We start from the raw sequence: 23,012 nt of genomic DNA on the forward strand, positions 1-23,012 counted from the left end.
AGGAATATAGAAAACCGAAATCAAATTTCGAAAAGCTGATCCTACTCTTTCCAGGGCCGCCGGGCCCAGAGCGCGCGCAGCGCCGCCTCACCCCCCAGTGCCGCGTCGCGATAGGCCGCGCCGACCAGCGGCTTGAGCGGCAGGCCGGCGCGGGCGGCGGCGTCCGACCAGGCCGGATCGGAGAAGATGGCCGCGAAGGCCGCCTCGATCTGCGCGCGGATCGCCCCCGGCAGCCCTGGCGGCCCGAAGATGCCCCGGCCTGCGGAAAAGACGACGTCCACCCCGCCCTCGCGATAGGTCGGGATATCCGGTGCGGTGGGATTCCGCTCGGCGCTGGCCAGGGCCAGGCCACGAATGGACCGGTCGCGCAGCAGGGGCAGCGCCTCGCTGATATTGAAGGCGCCGACCGCCAGCTGGCCACCGAGCAGCGGCACGAGCAGCTGCGAGGTGCCGTTGAAGGGGATGTGGTTCAGCCGCAGGCTCGCGGCCTCCTCCAGCAGCAGGGTGGCGATGTGGTCGTCCCCGCCGATGCCGGCGGTGCCATAGGGCACGTCGTCCGGCCGCGCCCGCGCCGCCGCCAGCAGATCGGGCAGCCCCCGCAGCGGACTGTCGGCGCGGACGAACAGGCCGCAGGGATCCTCGACGACCTGCGCCAGATAGGTGAGTTCCGCCGGCTGCCAGCGGACAGCGCGTTCGATCGGCTGGCTGAGGATGGTGGGGGTCGCGCAGGCGCCCAGCACGAAGCCATCGGGTGCGGCATTCGCCACCGCCTCGGTGCCGACCTGGCCCCCGGCGCCGGCCCGGTTGCCGACGATGACGCGCGCGCCGGGCAGCTGCGCGGCGAGGAAGGGGGCGACGGTGCGCGCCATGACATCCATGCCGCCGCCGGGCGCAAAGGGCACCACGATCTCGATCGGGCGTGTCGCCGGCCAGCCGCGCTGGGCCAGCGCCGGCGTGGCCAGCATGGCGGCGGCGGCGGAAAGGGCGGTGCGGCGCCCGAAAAGGGGTGCTGGCATCTCGATGGTTTCCTTCCCCGCGCCGCGGCTTTGCTTGACAGGCTCAGACGGCACTCGAATATAACGAAACGCCATTTCGAAAAACAAGCCCCGGCAACAGGGCATCCCCGGGAAGGAATCGCGCCTCATGCTCTCCGCCGCCAGATCCTCCGCGCCGGTCTCGCCGCCATGCCGCTCGCCTGCGGGGCGCTGTCCCGGCCCGGGCTCGCGCAGGGCGGCGCGGCGGGCGAAGCCTGGCCGTCGCGCCCGATCCGCCTCGTCGTCGCCTGGGCGCCCGGCGGGGCCGTGCATACCATCGCGCGGCGCCTCCCGCCCAAGCTCGCCGTGAGCCTGGGACGGCCGGTGGTCGTGATCGCCGTGCACCGCCACGCGCCCTGGCCCGACCTCGCGGCGCTGATCGCGGCCGCGAAGCGCGAGCCGGAGCGTATCACCTACGGCACCGGCGGCAGCGGCAGCGCGCCGTACTTCGCCACCGCCGCCTTCGCCCAGGCCGCCGGAACCCGCATGCTGCACCTGCCCTTCCGCGGGGCGGGGGAGGCGGTGACCAATGTGCTGTCGCGCCAGGTGGACGCGGTCATGGTCTCGCTCGACTTGGCGCTCGGCCATGTCCAGGGCGGCACGCTGCGCGTGCTCGCAATCAGCGGCGCGCAGCGCGCGCCCGTCCTGCCGCAGGTCGCCACCTTCAAGGGGGCTGAACGACCGGGCCCTCGGCGCGGATGGCAGCATCTTCTTCACAGACCAGGAACAGACCGGCCTGCACGACCCGACCGGCCGCATCCTGCGCGCGCGCCCGGAATCGGCTTAGATGCGGCCTGATGACGGAGGCGCCCATGGTGGAGAAGGAAAAGCGAAGGCCGGCGCTTGAGGGCGTTGCTTCGGCGGACCGTGCCCTGACCGTGCTCTCGGCCTTCCGCAAGGGCGATCGGGCCCTGTCGCTGGCGGAGCTGGCGGAACGGACCGGCCTGGTGAAGAGCACCATCATGCGTCTGGCCATCTCGCTGGAGGAGCATGGCTATCTGGCGCGCGAGGAGGAGGGCGCCTATCGGCTCGATGCCGAGGTCCTCCGCCTCGGCTCCATCTACACGCAATCCTTCCGGCTGGATGCGCATGTGATCCCGGTGCTGGAGGAGCTCGTGGCCCGGACGGGCGAGACGGCGGCCTTCTACGTGCGGCGCGGGGAGCAGCGGCTCTGCCTGCATCGGGTGGACAGCCCGCATCTGCTGCGGATGCATGTGCGGGTCGGCGATGCGCTGCCGCTCGACAATTCCGGCATCGCCCAGGTGCTGCGGGCCTTCGCGCCGCGACCCCTGCCGTCCTATGCCGCGACGCTCGAGCTGCCGATCGTCACCATGGGGGCGACGGATCCGCATACCGGCGCGATGGCTGCGCCGGTGTTCGGGCCGGGTGACAAGCTCGCCGGTGCCCTCGCGCTCTCCGCGCCGGTGATCCGCTGGACCGCGGAGGCGCAGGCGGCCGCCCGGCCGATCCTCACCGAGGCGGCTGCAACTCTGACCCGGCGGATCGGTGGCGAGATGCCGGAACGGCCGCGCGTCGGCGCCGAGCCGGCCGGCTGAGCGGGATTGGAAGGCGGGCGACGAGGCTGGCCTTTCGCGCGGAAGGCCTGTCCCCGAGCGGGCGCGGTTGGAGAGGGCGGTTGAAGTGGCTGGGCCGGGAGGTGGTGCCCGGCGTCTCAATCGCCGGTCAGTGACGCGACGGCCGCGGCGACCGATGCGACGAAGCGTTCGATCCAGCCCATCTGGTCGCCCGTGCGCCAGGCATAGGCGCTGAAGGAGAAATCGATCTCGGGCTCGAAGGCGCGGCTCGCGCCGCCGGACGCCTCATGGGCGCGGGCGGTCATCGGATCGACGATGGCGCAGCCGAAGCCGGCCTGGACGAGCTGCGCCGCGGAGAAGGCCTGCATCGTCTCGATCGCGACGTGGAAGGGCACGCCGCGCTGGGCAAAGGCCTGTTCGGTCTCCACCCGCATCACCGAATGGGCCGCCAGTGCGACGATCGGCTCGCCCGCCAGCAACTCCGGTGTCAGCGCCCGGCTGCCACGCGCAAGGCGATGTGCGGCCGGGAGGATGACGCGCCCGCGCATCGGGAAGCTTGCGACCTGCCGGCCGATCTCGGGCGCGGGTGCGATCGAGGCGAAGGCCAGGTCGCAGCGCCGCTGGGCGAGCAGGCTGAGGGCCTGCTGCGACGGCACGATGTGCAGATGCACCACCGGGGCGTCGCGCAAGGCCTGGAATCCTCGCAACACCTCGGGCAGGAGCGTATTGCCCAGCGCCGGGATGGTGGCGACCGAAAGCACCTGCGAATGACGCGCGCGGATCCGCTCCGCCGTATCGAGCACGCGCGCCAGGCCGAGGAAGGACCGTTCGACCTCGTCATGAAGCTCGATGCCTTCGCTCGTCGCGGTCATGCGCGTGCCGCGCCGGTCGAACAGGCGCAGGCCCAGCCCCGCTTCGAGATCCGCCAGCAGGCGACTCACCGAAGGCTGGGAAATGTTCAGCATGCCGGCCGCACGCGTGACGCTGCCAGTCTGCATCACCGCGCGGAATGCCTCGACCATGCGATGGGTGACCATGCCTGACGCCCGACTTGATAGCATTTCTGCATAGATAGACGAAGAAATGCGATTGGACACTATCCGGGCTTCGCCGTGATGATCGTGTGACGGTGCCAGGGGCGTGGCACGCCCCGGCGGTGCTTCACAGGAGATCATGTCCAGTGCCCATCAACAGGAGAAGCCTGCTGGCCGCGGCCAGCGCGAGCCTGGCCATGCCCGCCCTTGCCGTGCCTGCCCGGGCCCAATCCGGCGGAACGGGACCGATCCGGCTCATCGTGCCCTTCGCGCCGGGTGGTTCGGTCGATGTGCTGGCCCGCCTGATGGCGCCGCATATGGCTGAGCGGCTGCGCCAGGAGGTGGTGGTGGAGAACCGCACCGGTGCGGCCGGACTCATCGCGGCGGAGAATGTGGTGCAGTCGCCGGCGAACGGGACCAGCCTTCTGGTCGCCTCCGGCGGCCAGGTGACCATCGCCGCGGCGCTGGCGCCGAATCTCAGCTTCGATCCGATGCGCGATCTGGTGCCCGTCACGCATCTGGTGGATGCGCCCTATATCTTTTCCGCCGGCCCGTCGCTGCGCCAGCCGGGGCTGAACGAGATGATCGCCGAGACCAAGGCGCGGCCCCGCAGCATCACCTATGCCTCGCCGGGCATCGGCTCGGTCACGCATCTGATGATGGAGATCCTCAACCAGGAAACCGGCGCCGGCTTCCTGCACGTGCCGTATCGCGGCACCGGGCAGGCGATGGCGGATCTGATGTCCGGCCGTGTCGACATGACGCTGGGCTCCGTCGCCTCCGTGAAGCCGGCGCTGGACCGGCGGGAGTTGCGCGCCATCGCCGCGGCCGGTCCTGTGCGCCTGGCGCAATATCCCGATGTGCCGACGACGACGGAGCTGGGCATTCCCGGCATGGATGTGCGCGTCTGGATCGGGCTCGTCGCCCGCGTCGGCACACCGGCCTCGGCCATCGCGCGGGTGGATGAGGTGGTGCGCGCGGTCATGGCGCTGCCGGCGCTGCAGGCGCGGCTGGAGCCCTTGATCCTGGTCCCGGTCGGCGAGGGGCCCGCCGCCTTCGGGGCGACGCTGGCCGATGATGCGGCGCGCTGGAAGCGTGTGATCACGCGCGGGAACATCAGCCTCAACTGACGCAGGGCGGAGCCCCGCCGCAAGGACGATACGCATGGATACCGAAGCAACCATCGCCACGCTGCGACGATACGACACGCCCACCGTCTGGAACGCCCTGACCAGGCTGCGCGGCCACAGCGTCGAGGGGCTGACCCTCGGCCGGCCGATCGCGAGCGATCCCGCCATGCGCATGGTGGGCCATGCGGTGACGGCGCGCATGACATCCGACCGGCCCGCGCCACTGGCCCAGGCCGAGAAGGACGCGATCCGCTTTGGCTACTACCGCATGGTGGATCGCGGCCCTGGCCCATGCATCGTTGTGATGCAGGATGTCGGCGAACGTCCTGGGCTCGGGGCGATCTGGGGGGAGGTGCATGCGGCGATCCATCGTGGCCTCGGCTGCGCGGGCGTCATCACCAATGGCGCCATGCGTGACCTTCATGCCGTGGACGGCTTTCCGATCCTCGCCGGTAGCATCTGCCTCGGCAATGGCTTCACGCAGATCCGCGGCTTCGGCGAACCGGTGACCGTCTTCGGCCTCACCGTGCATCCGGGCGACCTGATCCATGCCGACCGGCATGGCGCGATGATCGTGCCGCCCGAGCATGTCGCGGCACTTCCGGACGCGATCGAGGATCTGCTCGCGGATGAACAGGCGATGATCGACGCCACAAGGGCGGCCGGCTTCGATGCCGAGGCGCTCATCTCCCTCTGGCAGAAGACCCACTGATGAAGATCCTGGTCATCGATCCCCTCTACGACACCCTGCCCGATGTCGAGGAAGCCGCGGCCGGCCCTGGCGTCGAGCTGATGTTCCGGCGTTCGGTGCAGGGCACGCTGCCGGACCCTGGCGACTATGCCGATGCGGATGCGGTGCTGAACTGCCGTAGCGCGCACCGGCTTCCGGCCGAGATCATCGCCAGGCTCGACCGCTGCCGCTGCATCGCGCAGGGCGGCGTCGGCTATGGCCATGTCGATCTCAAGGCGGCCGGTGAGCGTGGCATTCCGGTGATCAACACGCCGGACTACGGCACGACGGAGGTCGCGGACCATGCGGTCGCCCTGTCGCTGGCGCTGCTGCGCGGCGTCCAGGCCTATGACCGCCGGCTGCGTCGTTCCAATGACAGCTGGGATGCGAGGCTGCTGAAGACCGTGAAGCGGCTGGGCGAGGTGCGGGTGGGGCTGGTGGGGCTCGGCCGCATCGGCACCGCGGCGGCGCGCCGGTTCGAGGCCTTCGGCATGAAGGTCGGCTACTACGATCCGCATCTGCCCGTCGGCCACCAGCTTTCCTTCGGCTGGGAGAGGTTTGACACGCTGGATGCGCTGCTCGCACGCAGCGACCTGCTCAGCATCCACTGCCTGCTGAACGAGGAGACGCGCAGGATGGTCGATGCGCGCGCGCTGGCCCTGCTGCCCAGGGGCGCCGTGCTGGTGAATACCGCGCGTGGCGGCATCATGGATTTCGCCGCCGTGGCCGAGGCGCTGCGCAGCGGTCATCTCAATGCCGCCGGGCTCGATGTCTTCGAGGAGGAACCGCTGGATCGCGAGGACCCGCTCACCAAGGCCTGGGCCGCCGGCGAGGAATGGCTGGATGAGCGGCTGATCCTGACGCCGCATTCGGCCTTCTACAGCACGGCGAGCATCCTCGATATCCGTCGTCTCTCGATGACCTATCTGGTCGATTACCTGCGCAACGGCCGTCTGCGCACCTGCGTGAACGCGCAGTACCTCACGCATCCACGGTGAGGGCGCTGCCGAACAGCATCGCTGCCTTGCGCGAGGCGGCGCATCGCCATCTGCCGCGCTTCGTCGTGGACTATCTTGAAGGCGGTGCGGGGCAGCAACGCACGCTCGCGCGCAACAGGGTAGCGCTGGATGCGCTGGCCCTTTTGCCGCGCACGCTGCGCGATGTGTCCCAGGTCGATGTCGGCACCCGCCTGTTCGGCCTTGCCATGGCGGCGCCGATCATGGTGGCGCCCACCGGGGTCGCCGGCATGATGCGGCCGGGCGCGGATGGCATGCTGGCCCGCGCGGCGGCGCGGATGGGCGTGCCCTTCATCCTCAGCGCCGCGTCGAACATGCCGGTGGAGCAGGTGGCGAAGGCCGGCGGGCAGGTGTGGATGCAGGCCTATCCGCTGCGCGACCCGGATGCGACGCAGCGGCTGATGGCGCGGGCCCAGCGGGCGGGCTGCGTCGGGCTGGTGATCACCGTCGATACGCCGGTCGCCGGCATCCGTCATTGGGAGGCGCGGCATTTCACGCCCTCAGGGCGCCCCCGCCTGCGCACGCGGATCGACGCGCTGCGCCATCCCGCCTGGCTGGCGGCCTCGCTGCGGCATGGGCCGCCGCGCTTTCCGAACATCGCGATGAAGCTGCCGGACGACAGTGTCCAGGCGGAGCGCAGGGCAATCAACGAGGGCAAGGATCCGGCCTTCACCTTCGAGGGCCTGGCACGGTTGCGCGACGCCTGGCGGGGACCGCTGGTGGTGAAGGGCGTGGTGCATCCGGAGGATGTGGCGCGCCTCGCCGCCCTCGGCACGGAGGCCGCCGTGCTGAGCAATCATGGCGGGCGGCAGCTGGATGGCATGGTCTCGACGGTGGAAATGCTTCCCGCCTGTCTGGCTGCGGCGAGGAGCATGCCGCTCTTGCTGGATGGCGGCATCCGCGACGGTGTCGATATCGCGAAGGTGCTGGCGCTGGGCGCCAAGGCCGTGCTGGTCGGCCGCGTGCCGCTCTATGGCGTGGCGGCCGCAGGGGAAGCCGGTGCGGCCCAGGCGATCGAAATCCTGATTCAGGAATTGCGGCGCGTGATGGCGCTGCTTGGGCAGACGCGAATTGCGGCGATGAGCGATGTCGACCACCTCGCGGCGCCGTCGTGTCCGCCGCTTTGACGCGGCGGCCCGCCTGCGAGAGAAGTGACCGGGCGACATGATCGCCCCCGCACCAAGGAGACTTCGCTGATGGCCTACGCCATGCCTGGTTCGCACCTGTTGAAGGGCGCCATCGACTGCCACGTCCATAGCGCGCCGCATCTGAACGGACGGTCGGTCAATGTGTTCGAATCGGTGCGCCAGGCCGCCGCCGCGGGCATGAAGGCCATCGGCATCATGGACAACTTCCAGAACACCTCGGGCTATGCGGCCCTGGCGAATGAGGAGCTGGGCCATCTCGGCTGCTACGCCTTCGGCGGCGTCATCATGCAGCCCACCGCGGGTGGCGTGACGCTGGAAGTCGCCAAGGCCGCCATCGGCTATGGCTACGGCCCCGGCACCGGCGCCCGCTTCGTCAGCCTGCCGACGCACCACACCCGCTACATCGCCGAACGCGAGGGCCGCAGCCCCGCCTTCCTGGAGACCACCTTCTTCGTGCCCGAGAGCGGCGAAGTACCCGAAGTGGTCTGCGCCATCATGGATCTCTGCGCCGCGAAGGATGTGGTCTTCGATTGCGGCCATGTCTCGGGGCGGGAGGCGGTACAGCTGGTGCGGGAGGCCAGGCGCCGCGGCGTGGAGCGCGTGCGGACGCATGGGTCCCGCTACACCATCGACCAGATCGGCGAGATCGTGGCGATGGGCGCCTATTGCGAATTCTCCTTCTTCATCCTGACGCATGCGACCCAGGTCGGGCTCACGCATGTGGATGAGGAGAAGCACAAGATCGCCAATGCCAGCACCATCCAGGACTTCGCGCCGCGCATCCGCGCCGCGGGCGAAAGGGCTGTGCTGTCCAGCGATGGCGGTGTCTTCCTGCTGCCGCCGCCGGTCGAGGCGTTTCGCGAGTATCTGCTGCTGGTGCAGTCCGAAGGCTTCACGGATGACGAGATCCGGCGGATGACGGCGACCAATCCTGCGGCGCTGTTCAAGCTGCCGGTCTGATGCGGCTGGCCGGACCGGATACGCCTCGGCGCGTCCGGTCCGGTCGCCGAAGATCACGCGACCCGCAGGCCTGCGCCCTCGATGATGCGGGTCCACTTGGCGTCCTCCGACCGCACGAAGTCCGCGAAGGGTGCGGGCTCCAGGAAGGCGGCGCGGCAGCCCTGCGCGCCCAGCTGCGCGACCACGGTCGGAATGGCAGCGGCCTGCTTCATCGCCTCGGCCAGCTTCGCCGTCACCGCTGCCGGCACGGAGGCGGGGCCGACGATGCCCCACCAGGGTGCCACGGAGAATCCGCTCAGCGCCGCTTCGCCGATCGTCGGCACCTCCGGCGCCTGCGTCGCGCGCTGGCTGCTGGTGACGCCGAGGATCTGGATGCGCCCGGCGGCCACATTCTCCTGCACGCTGGAGAAGGCGTCGAAATAGTAGTCGATGCGGCCGGCGATCAGGTCGGCGGTGACGCCGGCGGAGCCGCGGTAGGGGATGTGCGTCGCCTGGATCCCGGCCGCGGTGTTGAAGGCCTCGGCGGTCAGGTGGCTCGTCGAGCCCTGGCCGGAGGAGCCGTAGTTCATCCGGCCGGCATTCGCCTTGCCATGGGCGATGAAGCCCACGAGGTCGGTGGGCAGGCCGTTGCGGGTCACCAGGGCGAAGGGGCCGTCGCCGATGCGGCCGATGAAGCCGAAATCCTTGAAGGGGTCGAAGGGCGTGTCGCGCTCGATTACTGGTCGATAGAAGGTGCCGGCCCCGGCGATCAGGATGGAATAGCCGTCGCCGGCCGATTTCGCGACATTGTCGGAGCCGATGGCGCCGCCGGCCCCTGCGCGAAAGTCATAGACCAGCGGCTGGCCCAGGAAGGGGACCATGGCGTCACCGATGATGCGCGCGATGTTGCCGGTCGCCCCGCCCGGCGCCCAGGGCACGACGAAGCGGATGGGGCGGCTGGGATAGGCCGCCTGGGCCTGCACGGCCGGCGCGGCCAAGGCTGCGGCCGCAGCGGCCAGTACCATTCGACGGGTTGTCATCCTCAAGATCTCCAGCATCCTGGGAGAGGATACTGCCCAGACCTTGTGCATTGCAGCAATATACCCCACGCGAATGGAGAAGCCGTATGCGATCTGTCCTGTATTTGGGCAGTGCCTGGTCGTCATCCTGGTCGTTGGTCGGCTGGATGGCCTGCCAGCTGGGGGGCATCGCCCCGGAGGAGGTACGGATCTTCCTGTCCCGCCCCGACAGCCCGGCCAGGCTGAAGGCCGTCTCACCCTCCGGCCGCGTGCCGTCGCTGCATGTGGGTGGTCCGGATGCGCCCATGGTGCTCTGGGACAGCCTGGCGATCGCGGAGTGGCTGTGGGAGCAGGATCCCGGCTGCGGCATCTGGCCGCAGGACCCCACCGCGCGCGCCTATGCCCGCTGTGTCGCGGCCGAGGTGCACAGCCATTTCGACGAGGTTCGCAACGGCCTGCCGATGAACCTCATCAAGCGCTGGCCGGTGCGCGATGGCCTGCCCTCCAGCGTCAAGCTGATGAACCGCCCCGGCGTGCGCGCGGGGACGGAGCGCATGGAGGCGATGTGGCGCGATGCGCGCGCCCGCTATGGTGGCCCCTACATCGTCGGCACCAGCTTCTGCTACGCCGATGCCGCCTTCGCGCCGATGTGCAGCCGCTACGTCACCTACGGCGTGGAACTGGCAGCCGACAGCATGGACTTCATCGCGGCGCAGATGGAAAGTCCGCTGATGCGTGCCTGGCGTGACCGCGCCGAAGCTGAAGCCAAGGAAGTGGGGCGCGACATCGTGCTGCAGTATCCATGAACGCCTTGCCCCCTGAACTGGTGGCCAAGCTCGCGCAGGTCGCGGTGCCGACGCTGTCCGGCATCCTCTATGCCCGCGGTCTGCGCACGCGCTTCCTGCATGGCATCGCGCCCTGCAATCCCAAGGCTGCGAAGATGATCGGCCCGGCCTTCACCGTGCGGGCGATTCCGGTGCGGGAGGATCTGCGTGAGGCCGCGGCGGCGGGCCGGATCCCCAATATCCACCGCAAGGCCTTCGCCGCGGCGCCGGCCGGATCGGTGCTGGTCTGTGCCACCGGTGGCGCGGCCCTGCATGTCTCCGTGCTTGGCGACATCATCGCCACCTCCCTGCAGAAGGCGGGCCTGGCCGGCGCGGTGCTGGATACGGGGGTCTCCGACCTGCCGATCATGTCCAAGATGGATTTCTGCGTGCATTGCGCCGGCGGGTCTTCGCCGGTGCCCTCCGGCGCGGTGGTGATGATCGTCGATTACGACCTGCCCGTGGGCATCGCGGGCGTCGCGGTCTTCCCCGGCGACGTCATGGTGGGCGATGCCTCCGGCACCGTCTGCATCCCGCGCGAGATCGCCGAGGAGGTCGCCGACGCCGCCATCGAGAAGGAGCGCATGGAGGAATGGATCCTCGAGCAGATCGCCGCCGGCGCGCCGCTCGAGGGAACCTATCCGCCGGATGCGGAGACGAAGGCGCGCTTCAAGGCCGAGCGCGGCTGATCAATCGGCGGCCTTGAGGTCCAGCCGCCGGATGATCTCGCCGAAGCGGCCGCGCTGTTCCTGCATGAAGCTACCGAAGGCCGCGGGGCCGAGGGCCAGCGGCTCGGCATTCAGCACTTCGAGCGTGGTGCTGAAGGCCGGGCCCGTCACCGCCGCCTGCATGACGCTGCTGAGCCGCTCGATGATCGCGGGCGGCGTGCCGGGCGGCGCGGTGACGCCGAACCAGCTGCTGATCTCGAAATCCGGTACGCCGGCCTCGATCATCGTCGGGAATTCCGGCGCGAAGCGCGTCCGCTCCCGCGTCGTCACTGCCAGGCCGCGCACGCTGCCCGCACGCACATGCGGCAGGATCTGCGGCGTATTGTCGAAGGCGATCTGGATGCGGCCGGCCAGCAGGTCCTGCAGCATCAGCGCGCCGCCGCGATAGGGCACGTGCACGATGTCGACGCCCGCGATCATCTTGAACAGCTCGCCCGCCAGATGCACGGAACCGCCGGAGCCGGCCGAGCCGAAGTTCAGCTTGCCCGGATTGGCCCGGCAATGCGCCACCAGCTCCGCGATGGTGGTGGCGGGCACGGAGGGATGCACCACCGCCAGGCTGCCGATTTGCGCGAAGGCGCCGATCGGCACCACGTCGCTGACGCCGTCATAGCCGGGGTTCGGGTAGAGCAGCGGCCCGGTGATGTGGGTCGACGGCGCGGCGAAGGTCAGCGTGTAGCCATCCGGCGCCGCCGTCACGCCCTGGCGTGTGCCGGTCGTGCCGCCACCACCGCCGCGATTGTCGACGAAGACATTCTGGCCCAGCCCGGCGCTCAGCACCTCCGCGATGATGCGGCCCATGCGGTCGGACAGGCCGCCGGCGGGAAAGCCGACGATCAGGCGGATCGGGCGGCTCGGCCAGCCGGACTGCGCCAGGGCCGGCGTGGCGAGCAGGCCGGCGGGCAACAGCGCCAATCCGCGACGGGTCAGCATGGCAGGACTCCTCAGCGATATCTCGAAGGCGTCATGATGGGATGCAGGCGGCGATGCGGGCAATGCCTTCGTCAAGCGATTCCCGCGAGCAGCCGAAATTCAGCCGCGCGAAGCCGGGCGCGCCGAAATCCGGCCCGGCATTCAGCGCGACGCGGCCACGTTCCAGCAGCACCCTGGCGGGATCGGGACCGAGGCCGGCCTCGCGTAGATCGAGCCAGGCGAGGAAGGTCGCCTCCGGCGCCGCGACGCGCAGGCCGGGAAGCCGCTGCAGCTGCTGCACGGCATGGTCGCGATTCGCCTGCAGCTGGGGAATCAGCGCTGCGAGCCAGGCGTCGCATTGCGTGAAGGCCGCTTCCATCGCCAGCAGCCCAAAACCGCTGCCCTGGTCCACCATGCCGAGGCGGCAGGCCTGGAACCGGTCGCGCAGCGCGGCGTCCTGGATGATGGCGAAGGCGATCTTCAGGCCTGCGATATTGAAGGCCTTGCCCGGCGACATCAGGGTCACCGTCCGCGCCGCGATCTCCGGCGACAGCGAGGCGATCGGCACGTGCCGGCGGCCGTCGAAGAGCAGGTCGCAATGGATCTCGTCGGCGATGATCCAGGCGCCGGCGGAGAGGCAAGCCTGCGCCAGCGCCTCGAGCTCGGGGCGGGTGAAGGCATGGCCGCTGGGATTATGCGGGTTGCAGAGCAGGAAGACATCGTCGCGCGCCATCACGGCACCGGCGCCGGCCTCCACCGGCAGCGGCGCGTCGCGCAGGCCCCAATGCGCGGCGACGGCGCGGATCGGCGGATAGGCGGGCGCGTGGTAGTGCACCGCTCCACCCGCCGGCACCAGCGCCCGCGCCGCCATGTTGAAGCCGGGCACCACGCCGGGCAGCAGCACCACATCCTCGGGCGAGACGGCCCAGCCGTAGCGCGTGGCCATGCGGTCCGCGATCACCTGGCGCACGCGATCCGGGACGGCGGCATAGCCGAAGACCGGGTGCTGCAGCCGCTCCGCCAGCGCCGCCGCGATCGGCGGCGCCACGGCCACATCCATGTCGGCCACCCACATCGGCAGCACGTCCGGCGCGTAGCGCGCCCATTTGGTGGAATCGGTGCCGCGGCGGTCCGGCGTGCCGGCGAAGTCGGGACTCACTGGGGCTTGCCTCCGATGATGACGGGCCGCGCGGGATCAGCCGCCCAGGCGGACCAGGAGCCGGGAAACATCGCGGCCTCGATGCCGATGGAGGCCAGCGCCAGCACCGAATGCGCGGCCGAAATTCCCGCGCCACAGGAAACACCCACCGGCTGCGTGCCATCCGCGCCCAGCGCCGCATAGAGATGCCGCAGCGTGTCGCCATCCGCGAAATGCCCGGCCTCCGTCAGCGCATCCGCCGCCGGTGCGCTGACCGATCCCGGGATATGGCCGCGCCGCGGCTCGCCGGGACCGCCGATGTAGTTCACGCGCACCCGGCTATCCAGCAGCAGCCCGTCCCGTGCCAGGGCGGCCGCGGCATCGGCATCCAGCACTGGCAGGTGGCCGGCGCTGAGCGTCACGTCGCCTGCCTCGGGACGCCCCGCCTCCTGCGCCACGGGCAGGCCCGCCGCCTGCCAGGCGGCAAAGCCGCCATCCAGCAGCCGCACATCCGTGAGCCCCGCCCAGCGCAGCACCCACCAGGCCCGCGCCGCAACCAGCCCGCGGTCATGGTCATAGACGACGACTGGCAGGCCGTTGCGCAGCCCCCAGGACCGCGAATCACGTTGCAGCGCCGCGAGATCCGGCAGCGGGCGGCTGCCGCGCGTGCCGCCGCCGGGCGCGGCGAGCTGTGTCGGCAGGTCCACATCCACCGCGCCGGGAATGCGCGGCGTGCCGGCCGTATCCCCCGCCGCATTGCGGATGGCGAGCACGGCCACGGGCGCGCCGCGCGCCAGCATCTCGCCGAGCGCGGTCGCGGTGACCAGCACCTTGTCGCGGTGGTTCATCTCATTCCTCTCCGTCGAAGCCGAGCACGCCGCGATGATCCATGGTGAGCCCCGTGATGCCAGGGCGCGCGGCAAAGGCTTCCTCCGGATGGAACAGATAGAGCCAGGGCGGGTCGGCCTGCAGCCGCGCCAGGCACTGCGCATAGGCCGTGGCGCGCGCCGCCGGGTCCATCGTCCGGTTCGCCGCGCGGATCATTGGCTCCAGCGCCGCATCGTCATGCCCCTGCCACCACACGCCACGCGACACGGAGGAAATCTTGTCGTTCAGGACGCGAAAAGTGCTGTGCGGCGAGGAGTCGAAGATCGCCATATCGCCGATGCGCTTGTCACCGACCTGGAGCGCATAGTCCGGCCGATCCTCGACGATCTCGATCCGCGCTGGACAGCCCGCGGCGGCAAGATCCTGCGCCACCATCGCCGCGATCTCCGGAGCGCGTTCCGGCATATGCGTGGGCGTGCGGATCAGGATTTCCGTCACCCCATCCGCACCGGCTTCGGCGAAGAGCCGGCGGGCGCGCTCGGGGTCGTGCGGGATCGGCGCCAGCCCGGCGGGCATGCCGAGATGGAAGGGGCTGACGATGGTTTGCGCCGGCACGCCGAGACCGTGAAACAGGCGGTCCAGGATGGCCTGCCTGTCCACAGCCAGGTTCACCGCCAGCCGCGCCGCCGGGGAGGCAAACAGGCCCGATCCGCAATTCAGGTAGAACATGACGGAGAGCGTTGTCGGCGTCCGATACCAGTCCAGCCCATGCCCGCCCGGCGCCGCCGCGCGCCTTTCCAGGTTCAGCGCGACATCGGCGCGGCCGTCCAGCAGCATGGCGAAGCGCGCTTCCGCATCCCGCTCCGCCACCAGCCGCAGCTGCGCCGGACGGCGCGCGGGATCGACGGAATCGAGCTCCACCACCGCATCGGGCTGCAAGGAGACCACGCGATAGGGCCCGGTGCCGATCAGCGCCTGGCCCTCCGCGGTGTCCCTGGTGACGAAGAACTCCGCGAGGATCTCGGGCAGGTCCGCGAGCGGTTGCGGCGTGGTGATGCGCAGCGTGCGCGCATCCGCGGCCTCGATCCGCGCGCCGGCGAGGTAGCGGGCATAGGACCAGGGCATGCCGAACATGTCGCGCCCCTCCAGCGTCGCCGTGATGCAGTCCTGCACATGTTCCACCGTGCAGGCGACGCCATCATGGAACCGCGCGTCCGGGCGGATGGCGAAATGCCAGACGCGGCCTTCCGCATCATGCCGCCAGTCGGCGAAGAGCGCCGGGCCGACCACGCCATCGCGCCAGCGGCAGAGCGGCTCGAAGACCAGGGAGCGGAGGGTGAGGACGGAGGTGTCGTCGGTGATGCGGCCGCGCGGTGGGATGTATACGCGGGCGAGCGCGACGGTCAGGCGGTTCATCGTCATCCCGCATTATTGCCACGGCGCGGCCGGCGGGCAATGCTGCTGGACCATTGCGCCGAGGCCGATTCATGCGTCCCCAGTTCATCGAACAGAATGTCGTCTGGCTCTACAGCGACGATATGGAGGCCCATGCCGCTTTCTACCGCGACGTGCTGGGCCTGAAGGAGGTGCTGGACCAGGGCGTCTGCCACATCTTCCAGGTCAGCCCCACCGGCTTCCTGGGTGTCTGCAACAAGGAAGGCCGCCCGCGCGGCACCAAGGGCATGATGGTCACCTTCCTCGTCGAGGACGTCGAGGAAATGTATCAGTACCTGCTGGCCCGCGGCGTCGAGTTCGACGGCCCGCCCAACATGAAGGGCGGACGCAACGTCTATTCCGCGTTCTTCAAGGATCCCATCGGCTATTGGCTGGAGATCCAGGAGTTCAACGACCCGCGCTGGGTCTATCCCGAGGGCCGGGGCCCGCGCCGTGGCTGATGAAGCGCTGGCGCCGTGGCGCGGCCGTTAGGCTCACGCCAGGCGCCACCGCGCCGTATACGGGCACGGGCGCGGCGACGGTGGTTGCGTTGACACCCGGCGGGCGCCGCGTCTCAATACGACACCCGTCCGGAGATACAACGATGCGTACCGCCGCTGTCCTTCTCGCCTGCGCCCTCGCAATGCCGGCCGCAGCACAGAATCTGACGGTCGGCATGCAGACGGAGCCTGGTACGCTCGACCCGCAGTTCAACCTGCTCGGCTCCAATACCTCCGCGCTGCGCAACATCTTCGACACGCTGCTGTCGCGCGACTCCAACCTGCAGGTCCGGCCGGCTCTCGCGGAATCCTGGCGCGCGGTGGACGAGACGACCTGGGAGTTCAAGCTGCGCCCCGGCGTGCGTTTCCATGACGGCAGCCCGCTGACGGCCGAGGATGTGAAGTTCACCATCGAGCGCATCACCCGCGTGGCGAACAACCCGAATTCCTACGCCACCTATATCCAGGGTATCCGGGAGGTTCAGGTGGTGGACCCGCTGACGGTCCGCTTCCTGACCGATGGGCCCGTGCCGCTTCTGCCCACCAACATCTCCAATGTCTTCATCATCTCCGGCGCCAAGGGCGTGCGGACGACGGCGGAATTCAATACCGGTCAGGCGGCGGTGGGCACGGGGCCCTATCGCGTCTCCGCCTGGCAACCGGGCCAGCCCTTCGTGCTGGACCGCAACGCCGATTATTTCGCGGGGCCGGCCCACTGGCAGCGCGTGACCTTCCGGCCCATCACGAATGACGGTGCGCGGGTTGCGGCGCTGCTCTCCGGCGATGTGGACTTCATCAATGGCGTGCCGCTGCAGGATGTGGCGCGGCTGCAGCAGGGCCGGACGCGGGTCTTCGGCGGTGCCTCCGCCTATGTCTACATGCTGTTTCCGGAGATCGGGAAGGACCCGCTGCCCGGCACGCGTGATGCGCAGGGCGCCCCGCTGCCGCGCAACCCCTGGCTCGACCCGAAGGTGCGGGAGGCGATGTCGCTCGCGATCAACCGGGAGGCCATCGTGGAGCGGCTGATGGAAGGCCGCGCGCGCGTCGCGAACCAGGCGGTGCCGGCCGGCTTCTTCGGCCATTCCGACCGCATCCCGCCGGCACGCTTCGACGCCGACCGCGCCCGGGCACTGCTGCGGGAAGCCGGCTACGCCAATGGCTTCCAGACCGGCCTCGCCTGCCCCAACGATCGCTTCGTCAATGACAGCAAGATCTGCGAGGCGGTGGCCCAGCAGTTGCAGCGCATCGGCATCCGCGTGGAGCTCTCGGCCCAACCGCGCGCCACCTTCTTTCCGCAGCGCGCCCGGCGCGAGTGGCCGCTGCATGCCGCGGGGTGGGGCAGCCTGACCGGCGAGAGCAGCTACTTCCTGACCAGCCAGATCCATACGCCGAACCGCGATCTCGGCCTCGGCGCCATCAACTACTCCGGCATCTCGGACGCCGAGACCGATGCGCTGATCCAGCGCGGTCGCCGCATCCTGGACGATGGCGAGCGTCGCCGCGTGCTGGAGACGGCGATGGAGCGGACCATCGCGCAGAATTACGTCATCCCCATCCTGACCTTCGAGGCGATCTGGGCCGGCCGTGCCGACCGCATCCGCTTCACCCCGCGCGCAGACGAGGAGACGCTGGCGATCGAGGTGCTGCCGGCCGCGCCATGATGGGCCTCGCCATCGACCTGACCGGCCGCCGCGCGCTGGTCACCGGCGCGGGCACGGAGGGGATCGGTCGCGCCGCGGCGCGGATGCTGGCGCAGGCCGGCGCCCGCGTCGCCGTGCATCACCTGGACGAGGCCGAGGCCGCTGCCGCACTGGCGGCGGAGACCGGCGGCGTCGCGCTGCAGGCCGACCTCGCCGATACCGCGGCCGCAGCCGCGCTGCCGGGGCGTGCGGCCGCGGCGCTGGGCGGGCTCGATATCCTGGTCAGCAATGCCGGCGTGTTGCTGCGCAAGCCGCTGGCCGAGACGGATGATGCCGACTTCGCGCGCATCCACGCCATCAACCTCGGCGCCGCCTTCGCGCTGGGGCGGCAAGCCGCGGCCCTGATGGGGCAGGGCGGGCGGCCAGGGGGACGCATCGTCTTCACCTCCTCCGTCAACCAGTGGATGCCGAACACCGGGCTCGTGGCCTATGGATCGTCGAAGGCGGGCATTGGTGGCCTGGTACGGCAGATGGCGCTGGAACTGGCGCCGGCCGGCATCACGGTCAACGCCGTCGCGCCCGGCACCATTGAGACCGAGTTCAATCGCACGGCGCGCGAGGATCCCGCCTGGCGGGAGCGGAAGCTGGCGCTGATCCCGGCGGGGCGCACCGGCCTGCCGGCGGATGTGGCGGGCGCCATCCTGTTCCTGTGCAGCGACCTCGCCAGCTATGTCACGGGGACGACGCTGACGGTAGATGGCGGGCTGTCGCTGATGGGGCTGCGCGCATGACCTGGGAAGTCCATGCGCTGCGCTACGCCACCGATGGCGCGCGGCGCGCCAACCAGTGGTTCCTCGGCGGGTCGGGCGGCGATGCGGCCATGCCCATCGCCTACCATGCCTTCCTGCTGCGCGGGCCGGGGGGTGTCATCGCCATGGACACCGCGGCCGACGCGGCCAGATGTGCGCGCTACGGCAAGGCGGATTTCCGCGCGCTCGGGGATGCGCTGGCGGCGCTCGGCACCGCGCCGGGCGGTGTGCGCACGGTGATCCAGACCCATCTGCACTGGGACCATGCGGGGCAGCCCGGCTTGTTTCCCAATGCCACCTTCCATCTCCAGGCGCGGGAGATGGCCCATGTCACCGGCCCCGCCATGCGCCATGCAGTGCTGCGGGCGGGCTATGAGACGGCCGATATCAACGCCGCCACCGACCTGCTGCATGCCGGCCGGCTGGTGCTGCACAAGGGGGAGGTGCGGCTGGCAGACGGCATGACGCTGCACCATGTCGGCGGCCATACCGATGGCCTGCAGGTCGTGCGCGTGCACACGCGGCGCGGCTGGATGTGCCTGGCCACCGATGCCGTCGCGCATCGGGCCAATCTCGAAAGGCGCATCCCCTTTCCGGCCGTCTTCCATGTCGGCGATGCGCTGGATGCCTTCGAGACGGTGCTGGCGCTGGCCGATGCACCGGACCTCGTCATCCCCGGCCACGACCCCTGGGTGACGGAGGCCCACGCGGCCTCCGCCGCCGGGACGCAGGGCTGGCTCGCGCGGCTCGATTGACGGGAGACGAGGCATGGCCGATCCGACGCCACCTCCCATGCCGGAGGCCGTCTTCGACGCCTTGATGGCGCGCGCCCGCATCCCGCTGGACCCGGAGGGCAGGGCAAGCGTGCGGGGCGCCACCGGGCTTTTCCTGGCGATGATCGAGCGGCTGCACGCGCCGCGCCCCGTCGAGGTCGAACCCGCCTCCGTCTTCGCACCACGCCGATGACGGTGCTGCCCGCCACCCTGGCAGAGGCCGCGCGGCTCATCGCCGCGCGCGCGCTCTCCCCTGTGGAACTTGCCGAGGCCGCGCTGGCGCGGGCGGAGGCGCTGAACCCGAAGCTGCACGCCTTCATCCGCATCACTGGCGACCTCGCGCTGCGCCAGGCGCAAGAGGCCGAGGCGCGGCAGATGGCGGGTACGCTGCGCGGCAGGCTCGATGGCATCCCCGTCGCCCACAAGGACCTGTTCGAGACCGCCGGGGTCGAGACCACCGCGCATTCGCGCATCCTGCTGGGCCATGTGCCGGCCCGCGATGCGGCGACGGTCGCGGCCTGGGCGGCGGGCGGCGCGGTGATGCTGGGCAAGCTCGCCACGCATGAATTTGCCAGTGGCGGTCCCTCCTTCGACCTGCCCTGGCCGCCGCCGCGCAATCCCTGGGACGGGGTGCGGGCGACGGGCGGGTCTTCCTCCGGTACCGGCGCGGCGGTCGCGGCGGGGATCATCCTGGGTGGCTCGGGCTCCGACAGCGGCGGCTCCATCCGCCTGCCCGCGGCCTGGTGCGGGATTGCCGGCGTCAAGCCGACCTTCGGCCTGTGCAGCCGCCGCGGTGTGCTGCCGCTGTCGCATAGCATGGACACGGTCGGCCCCATGGCCTGGACGGTGGAGGTTTGCGCCATCCTGCTGCAGGCCATGGCGGGCCATGATCCGGAGGACCCCTCCTCGGCCGGCGGGGCGCCCCCGGACCTGCTGTCCGGCCTCGGCCAGGGGGTGCGCGGGCTGCGCATCGGCGTGGTGCGGCATTTCCATGAATCCGACCTGCCGGCGAGCCCGGCGGTGCTGGCGGGGATCGATCGCCTGGTGGCGGTGCTGCGCGCGGAAGGCGCCACGGTCCAGGACATCACGCTGCCGCCGCTGCGCGACTGCCACGCGGCCTGCTGGGTGGTGATGATGGCGGAGGCGCTGGCGATCCATCAGCCATGGTTGCAGACCCGCTTCCAGGACTATGGCCGCAACCTGCGGGAGCGCCTGTCGATCGCCGCCCTCATCACCGGCGCGGACTACGTCCAGGCGCAGCGTCGCCGGCGCGAGCTCTGCGAGGCCGTGGCCGGCGCGATGCGCGATTGCGACCTTCTCATCACCGCCGGGCAGCCCGGGGAGGCGCCGCCGCTCAGCGAGCTCGGCACCTGGGCGACGCTGCAGGGGCCCAACTTCACCGCCCCTTTCAACGTCACCGGACAGCCGGTGGTCTCCGTCTGCACGGGCTACGGCGAAGGCGGGCTGCCGGTCGGCGCCCAGATTGCCGCGCGCCCCTTCGAAGATGCGCTGGCGCTGCGCGCCGGCCACGCTTTCGAACGCGCGATCAGCGGCGAACGGCGGCGGCCGCTGCTGTAGGCGGCGCTTGATCCGCAAGGCGGGCATTCGCCGCGCGCGCCGGGGAGGATGGCTCGCCTCCTCCGCGCGACCGGTCATCCCTCACGCTGCCCATCGAGATCGCATCTGAGCATGGTGACGCCGGCGAACATGGCGGCCGCTCCCCCAATACGTGCGCGGTGCGCGGAGGGTGGGTGACTGCGCCGTCATCGCGTCAAGGCGCCATGCGAGAGGCGGTGGCGGCCCATCAAGGTGGCATGATGCCGGTCGAAGCCGCTGTCTTTATGCGTTTTTTATGCCGCGTCGCCGAATTCCACATCGATCCTTTGCACGCATCCCCGCTACGCCGCTGGTCCGGACGCGTGATGTCCGCATCCACCACCCGGAATTGGGGCGCACAATGATCGATGTTCTTCTGCTGGCGCTCGGCGTCGGCGTCTTCGGCCTGATGGCCGCCTACGTGGCCGGCTGCGAGAGGGTCTGACCGCCGTGACCGAACTCATCCTCGGTGGCGCGGTGACAGCCGGACTCTTCCTCTACCTGTTGTGGGCGCTGCTGCGTCCCGAGGACATGTGACGCCATGACTGCCATCGGCTGGGCGCAGATCGCCCTCATCCTCGGCCTCGTCGCCGCCACCGCCATCCCGCTCGGCCGCTACACCGCCGCTGTCGCGGCTGGGCGCGTCAAATTCCTCGCGCCGGTCGAGCGCATCTTCTACGCCGCCGGCGGCGTGGATCCGGCGCGCGGCATGGGCTGGAAGGCCTACACGCTGGCGATGCTCGCCTCCAACGCGGCCGGCTTCCTCCTGCTCTTCGCGATCCTGCGCCTGCAGGGTGTGCTGCCGCTGAACCCCGAGGGCGTCAGCGGGCAATCCGCATGGCTCGCCTTCAACACGTCGGTGAGCTTCGCGACCAATACCAACTGGCAGGCCTATAGCGGCGAGAGCGGGCTCAGCTATCTCAGCCAGATGGCGGGGCTGACGGTGCAGAACTTCCTCTCCGCCTCGACCGGCATCGCGCTCGCCCTGGCTCTGTCGCGTGCCTTCGCGGCCGGCGGCGTGAAGGATCTCGGGAACTACTGGGCGGACTTCGTCCGCATCACGCTCTACCTGCTGCTGCCGCTGGCCCTCATCCTCGGCCTGTTGCTGGTCGCGGGCGGTGTGCCGCAAAGCCTCTCGGCCTATGTACAAGCGACGATGCTCGATGGCGGGTCGCAGACGATTCCGCTTGGCCCAGCAGCCTTCCAGATCGCCATCAAGCAGCTTGGCACCAATGGCGGCGGCTTCTTCGGTGTGAACTCCGCGCACCCCTTCGAGAACCCGACGCCCTGGACCAACCTGCTGCAGAGCTGGGCGATCCTTGCCATCCCCTTCGCGCTGGCGCTGACCTTCGGCCACATCGTGCGCGACATCCGCCAGGGCTGGGCGCTGTTCGCGGTGATGATGGGCTTCATCGTCGCGGGCGTGGCGATCGTCTATGCCGCGGAGGCCGGCGGGAACCCCCTGCACCTGGCCGCCGGCCTGGACCCGGTGATGGGCAACATGGAGGGCAAGGAGGTGCGCTTCGGCGTGCCGCTCTCGGCTCTCTGGGCGGTGGCGACGACGGGCGCCTCCAACGGCAGCGTCAATGCGATGCTTGACAGCTTCATGCCGCTCGGCGGCATGGTCCCGCTGTTCCTGATCCAGCTCGGCGAGGTGCTGCCGGGCGGCGTCGGCTCGGGCCTCTACGGCATGCTGGTCTTCGTGCTGCTCGCGGTCTTCGTCGCAGGCCTGATGGTCGGCCGCACGCCGGAATACCTCGGCAAGAAGGTGCAGGCGAAGGAAGTGAAGCTCGCGGTCCTGGCCGTGCTGGTGCTGCCGCTCTTCATCCTCGGCTTCACGGCGGTCGCCGCGGTGCTCCCCGCCGCCACTGCCTCCGTACAGGATGCCGGCCCGCACGGGCTGTCGGAGATCCTCTATGCCTACACCTCCGGCGTGGGGAACAACGGCTCGGCCTTCGGCGGTCTGACCGCCGACACGCCCTGGTTCAACACGACGATCGGGCTGGCGATGCTGTTCGGCCGCTATGCGGTGATCGTGCCGGTCATGGCCATCGCGGGCGCCATTGCGGCGAAGCCCAAGCTCGCGGCCTCTGCCGGCAGCTTCCCGACGCACGGGCCGCTCTTCGTCGGGCTGCTCGCCGGCGTGATCCTGATCCTTGGCGGGCTGCAGTTCATGCCCGCCCTCGCCCTCGGCCCGGTCGCGGAGCATTTCGTGCTCGGCGCCGGCAAGACCTTCTGAGGCTCC

At 70.2% G+C, this 23,012-nt stretch carries 24 protein-coding genes; 17 read left to right on the forward strand and 7 right to left on the reverse strand.

The window, feature by feature from the left end; all coding sequences use genetic code 11:
• Positions 1-41 precede the first annotated feature (41 nt).
• A complete protein-coding gene (locus tag ACTIF1_RS17470) occupies positions 42-1,016 on the reverse strand; it encodes a tripartite tricarboxylate transporter substrate binding protein (RefSeq protein WP_439597730.1) in 975 nt (324 codons plus the stop codon).
• Positions 1,017-1,184: 168 nt separating this feature from the next.
• Between ACTIF1_RS17470 and ACTIF1_RS17475 the strand changes: the two genes are divergently transcribed.
• Positions 1,185-1,832, forward strand: coding sequence for a Bug family tripartite tricarboxylate transporter substrate binding protein (locus ACTIF1_RS17475; protein WP_439597731.1), 648 nt, complete (start codon positions 1,185-1,187; stop codon positions 1,830-1,832).
• Positions 1,832-2,590, forward strand: coding sequence for an IclR family transcriptional regulator (locus ACTIF1_RS17480; protein ID WP_439597732.1), 759 nt, complete (start codon positions 1,832-1,834; stop codon positions 2,588-2,590). The genes ACTIF1_RS17475 and ACTIF1_RS17480 overlap by 1 nt, the downstream gene beginning before the upstream one ends.
• A 116-nt stretch (positions 2,591-2,706) precedes the next feature.
• Here the strand turns inward: ACTIF1_RS17480 and ACTIF1_RS17485 are convergent, their stop codons facing one another.
• Complete coding sequence (locus ACTIF1_RS17485; protein WP_439597733.1) at positions 2,707-3,606, reverse strand: LysR substrate-binding domain-containing protein; 900 nt, start codon at positions 3,604-3,606, stop codon at positions 2,707-2,709.
• A 143-nt stretch (positions 3,607-3,749) separates the two neighbouring features.
• Here ACTIF1_RS17485 and ACTIF1_RS17490 point away from each other — a divergent pair, with 143 nt between their 5' ends.
• From ACTIF1_RS17490 to ACTIF1_RS17510, 5 genes are all read left to right on the forward strand, one after another.
• On the forward strand, positions 3,750-4,733 hold the full coding sequence (locus tag ACTIF1_RS17490; protein WP_439597734.1) for a Bug family tripartite tricarboxylate transporter substrate binding protein: 984 nt from the start codon (positions 3,750-3,752) through the stop codon (positions 4,731-4,733).
• Positions 4,734-4,767: 34 nt separating this feature from the next.
• A complete protein-coding gene (locus tag ACTIF1_RS17495; protein ID WP_439597735.1) occupies positions 4,768-5,445 on the forward strand; it encodes an RraA family protein in 678 nt (225 codons plus the stop codon).
• Entirely contained in the window at positions 5,445-6,461 is a 1,017-nt protein-coding gene (locus ACTIF1_RS17500) for a C-terminal binding protein (protein WP_439597736.1), read from the forward strand. Before ACTIF1_RS17495 ends, ACTIF1_RS17500 begins: the two co-directional genes overlap by 1 nt.
• Positions 6,458-7,606, forward strand: coding sequence for an alpha-hydroxy acid oxidase (locus ACTIF1_RS17505; RefSeq protein WP_439597737.1), 1,149 nt, complete (start codon positions 6,458-6,460; stop codon positions 7,604-7,606). Before ACTIF1_RS17500 ends, ACTIF1_RS17505 begins: the two co-directional genes overlap by 4 nt.
• 69 nt (positions 7,607-7,675) lie before the next feature.
• A complete protein-coding gene (locus ACTIF1_RS17510; RefSeq protein ID WP_439597738.1) occupies positions 7,676-8,587 on the forward strand; it encodes a DUF6282 family protein in 912 nt (303 codons plus the stop codon).
• A gap of 53 nt (positions 8,588-8,640) precedes the next feature.
• On the opposite strand, the gene ACTIF1_RS17515 is transcribed toward ACTIF1_RS17510, so the two are convergent.
• Positions 8,641-9,606: a Bug family tripartite tricarboxylate transporter substrate binding protein gene (locus ACTIF1_RS17515; protein WP_439597739.1), complete on the reverse strand. Its 966-nt coding sequence runs from the start codon at positions 9,604-9,606 to the stop codon at positions 8,641-8,643.
• Positions 9,607-9,692: 86 nt separating this feature from the next.
• Here ACTIF1_RS17515 and ACTIF1_RS17520 point away from each other — a divergent pair, with 86 nt between their 5' ends.
• A complete protein-coding gene (locus tag ACTIF1_RS17520) occupies positions 9,693-10,391 on the forward strand; it encodes a glutathione S-transferase N-terminal domain-containing protein (protein WP_439597740.1) in 699 nt (232 codons plus the stop codon).
• Positions 10,388-11,098: a ribonuclease activity regulator RraA gene (locus ACTIF1_RS17525; RefSeq protein ID WP_439597741.1), complete on the forward strand. Its 711-nt coding sequence runs from the start codon at positions 10,388-10,390 to the stop codon at positions 11,096-11,098. The genes ACTIF1_RS17520 and ACTIF1_RS17525 overlap by 4 nt, the downstream gene beginning before the upstream one ends.
• Here ACTIF1_RS17525 and ACTIF1_RS17530 read toward each other — a convergent pair whose 3' ends face one another.
• From ACTIF1_RS17530 to ACTIF1_RS17545, 4 genes are read right to left on the reverse strand one after another with little or no spacing between them, the layout of a single operon-like run.
• Entirely contained in the window at positions 11,099-12,070 is a 972-nt protein-coding gene (locus ACTIF1_RS17530; RefSeq protein WP_439597742.1) for a Bug family tripartite tricarboxylate transporter substrate binding protein, read from the reverse strand.
• Between the two features lie 31 nt (positions 12,071-12,101).
• On the reverse strand, positions 12,102-13,208 hold the full coding sequence (locus ACTIF1_RS17535) for a MalY/PatB family protein (RefSeq protein WP_439597743.1): 1,107 nt from the start codon (positions 13,206-13,208) through the stop codon (positions 12,102-12,104).
• Positions 13,205-14,035, reverse strand: a complete 831-nt coding sequence (locus ACTIF1_RS17540; RefSeq protein WP_439597744.1) for a sulfurtransferase — start codon at positions 14,033-14,035, stop codon at positions 13,205-13,207. The genes ACTIF1_RS17535 and ACTIF1_RS17540 overlap by 4 nt, the downstream gene beginning before the upstream one ends.
• Position 14,036: 1 nt before the next feature.
• Complete coding sequence (locus ACTIF1_RS17545) at positions 14,037-15,431, reverse strand: ABC transporter substrate-binding protein (protein WP_439597745.1); 1,395 nt, start codon at positions 15,429-15,431, stop codon at positions 14,037-14,039.
• A gap of 71 nt (positions 15,432-15,502) precedes the next feature.
• Here ACTIF1_RS17545 and ACTIF1_RS17550 point away from each other — a divergent pair, with 71 nt between their 5' ends.
• From ACTIF1_RS17550 to kdpA, 8 genes are all read left to right on the forward strand, one after another.
• Positions 15,503-15,910: a VOC family protein gene (locus ACTIF1_RS17550; protein ID WP_439597746.1), complete on the forward strand. Its 408-nt coding sequence runs from the start codon at positions 15,503-15,505 to the stop codon at positions 15,908-15,910.
• Positions 15,911-16,053: 143 nt separating this feature from the next.
• Positions 16,054-17,610 carry an ABC transporter substrate-binding protein gene (locus tag ACTIF1_RS17555; protein ID WP_439597747.1) on the forward strand — a complete coding sequence of 519 codons (1,557 nt, stop codon included), beginning with the start codon at positions 16,054-16,056 and terminating at the stop codon, positions 17,608-17,610.
• Complete coding sequence (locus tag ACTIF1_RS17560) at positions 17,607-18,380, forward strand: SDR family NAD(P)-dependent oxidoreductase (RefSeq protein WP_439597748.1); 774 nt, start codon at positions 17,607-17,609, stop codon at positions 18,378-18,380. The genes ACTIF1_RS17555 and ACTIF1_RS17560 overlap by 4 nt, the downstream gene beginning before the upstream one ends.
• On the forward strand, positions 18,377-19,153 hold the full coding sequence (locus ACTIF1_RS17565) for an N-acyl homoserine lactonase family protein (protein ID WP_439597749.1): 777 nt from the start codon (positions 18,377-18,379) through the stop codon (positions 19,151-19,153). The genes ACTIF1_RS17560 and ACTIF1_RS17565 overlap by 4 nt, the downstream gene beginning before the upstream one ends.
• Positions 19,154-19,166: 13 nt before the next feature.
• Positions 19,167-19,364: a hypothetical protein gene (locus tag ACTIF1_RS17570; protein ID WP_439597750.1), complete on the forward strand. Its 198-nt coding sequence runs from the start codon at positions 19,167-19,169 to the stop codon at positions 19,362-19,364.
• Positions 19,361-20,749, forward strand: a complete 1,389-nt coding sequence (locus ACTIF1_RS17575; RefSeq protein WP_439597751.1) for an amidase — start codon at positions 19,361-19,363, stop codon at positions 20,747-20,749. The genes ACTIF1_RS17570 and ACTIF1_RS17575 overlap by 4 nt, the downstream gene beginning before the upstream one ends.
• Before the next feature lie 468 nt (positions 20,750-21,217).
• Positions 21,218-21,304, forward strand: coding sequence for a K(+)-transporting ATPase subunit F (gene kdpF / locus ACTIF1_RS17580; protein WP_439597772.1), 87 nt, complete (start codon positions 21,218-21,220; stop codon positions 21,302-21,304).
• A 4-nt stretch (positions 21,305-21,308) separates the two neighbouring features.
• The gene (gene kdpA / locus ACTIF1_RS17585; RefSeq protein ID WP_439597752.1) at positions 21,309-23,006 is read left to right on the forward strand and encodes a potassium-transporting ATPase subunit KdpA; all 1,698 of its coding nucleotides are present in this window, start codon (positions 21,309-21,311) and stop codon (positions 23,004-23,006) included.
• The last annotated feature ends 6 nt before the right edge of the window (positions 23,007-23,012 follow it).

The organism is Falsiroseomonas sp., from assembly GCF_051860665.1.
Classification (GTDB): Bacteria; Pseudomonadota; Alphaproteobacteria; order Acetobacterales; family Acetobacteraceae; genus Falsiroseomonas.

What these genes read in the sequence shown, in the direction of transcription:
- ACTIF1_RS17470 (WP_439597730.1), bottom strand. Translation starts at nt 1,016, where the DNA reads ATGCCAGCACCCCTTTTCGGGCGCCGCACCGCCCTTTCCGCCGCCGCC.
- ACTIF1_RS17475 (WP_439597731.1), top strand. Translation starts at nt 1,185, where the DNA reads ATGCCGCTCGCCTGCGGGGCGCTGTCCCGGCCCGGGCTCGCGCAGGGC.
- ACTIF1_RS17480 (WP_439597732.1), top strand. Translation starts at nt 1,832, where the DNA reads ATGACGGAGGCGCCCATGGTGGAGAAGGAAAAGCGAAGGCCGGCGCTT.
- ACTIF1_RS17485 (WP_439597733.1), bottom strand. Translation starts at nt 3,606, where the DNA reads ATGGTCACCCATCGCATGGTCGAGGCATTCCGCGCGGTGATGCAGACT.
- ACTIF1_RS17495 (WP_439597735.1), top strand. Translation starts at nt 4,768, where the DNA reads ATGGATACCGAAGCAACCATCGCCACGCTGCGACGATACGACACGCCC.
- ACTIF1_RS17500 (WP_439597736.1), top strand. Translation starts at nt 5,445, where the DNA reads ATGAAGATCCTGGTCATCGATCCCCTCTACGACACCCTGCCCGATGTC.
- ACTIF1_RS17510 (WP_439597738.1), top strand. Translation starts at nt 7,676, where the DNA reads ATGGCCTACGCCATGCCTGGTTCGCACCTGTTGAAGGGCGCCATCGAC.
- ACTIF1_RS17515 (WP_439597739.1), bottom strand. Translation starts at nt 9,606, where the DNA reads ATGACAACCCGTCGAATGGTACTGGCCGCTGCGGCCGCAGCCTTGGCC.
- ACTIF1_RS17520 (WP_439597740.1), top strand. Translation starts at nt 9,693, where the DNA reads ATGCGATCTGTCCTGTATTTGGGCAGTGCCTGGTCGTCATCCTGGTCG.
- ACTIF1_RS17525 (WP_439597741.1), top strand. Translation starts at nt 10,388, where the DNA reads ATGAACGCCTTGCCCCCTGAACTGGTGGCCAAGCTCGCGCAGGTCGCG.
- ACTIF1_RS17530 (WP_439597742.1), bottom strand. Translation starts at nt 12,070, where the DNA reads ATGCTGACCCGTCGCGGATTGGCGCTGTTGCCCGCCGGCCTGCTCGCC.
- ACTIF1_RS17540 (WP_439597744.1), bottom strand. Translation starts at nt 14,035, where the DNA reads ATGAACCACCGCGACAAGGTGCTGGTCACCGCGACCGCGCTCGGCGAG.
- ACTIF1_RS17545 (WP_439597745.1), bottom strand. Translation starts at nt 15,431, where the DNA reads ATGAACCGCCTGACCGTCGCGCTCGCCCGCGTATACATCCCACCGCGC.
- ACTIF1_RS17550 (WP_439597746.1), top strand. Translation starts at nt 15,503, where the DNA reads ATGCGTCCCCAGTTCATCGAACAGAATGTCGTCTGGCTCTACAGCGAC.
- ACTIF1_RS17555 (WP_439597747.1), top strand. Translation starts at nt 16,054, where the DNA reads ATGCGTACCGCCGCTGTCCTTCTCGCCTGCGCCCTCGCAATGCCGGCC.
- ACTIF1_RS17560 (WP_439597748.1), top strand. Translation starts at nt 17,607, where the DNA reads ATGATGGGCCTCGCCATCGACCTGACCGGCCGCCGCGCGCTGGTCACC.
- ACTIF1_RS17565 (WP_439597749.1), top strand. Translation starts at nt 18,377, where the DNA reads ATGACCTGGGAAGTCCATGCGCTGCGCTACGCCACCGATGGCGCGCGG.
- ACTIF1_RS17570 (WP_439597750.1), top strand. Translation starts at nt 19,167, where the DNA reads ATGGCCGATCCGACGCCACCTCCCATGCCGGAGGCCGTCTTCGACGCC.
- ACTIF1_RS17575 (WP_439597751.1), top strand. Translation starts at nt 19,361, where the DNA reads ATGACGGTGCTGCCCGCCACCCTGGCAGAGGCCGCGCGGCTCATCGCC.
- kdpA (WP_439597752.1), top strand. Translation starts at nt 21,309, where the DNA reads ATGACTGCCATCGGCTGGGCGCAGATCGCCCTCATCCTCGGCCTCGTC.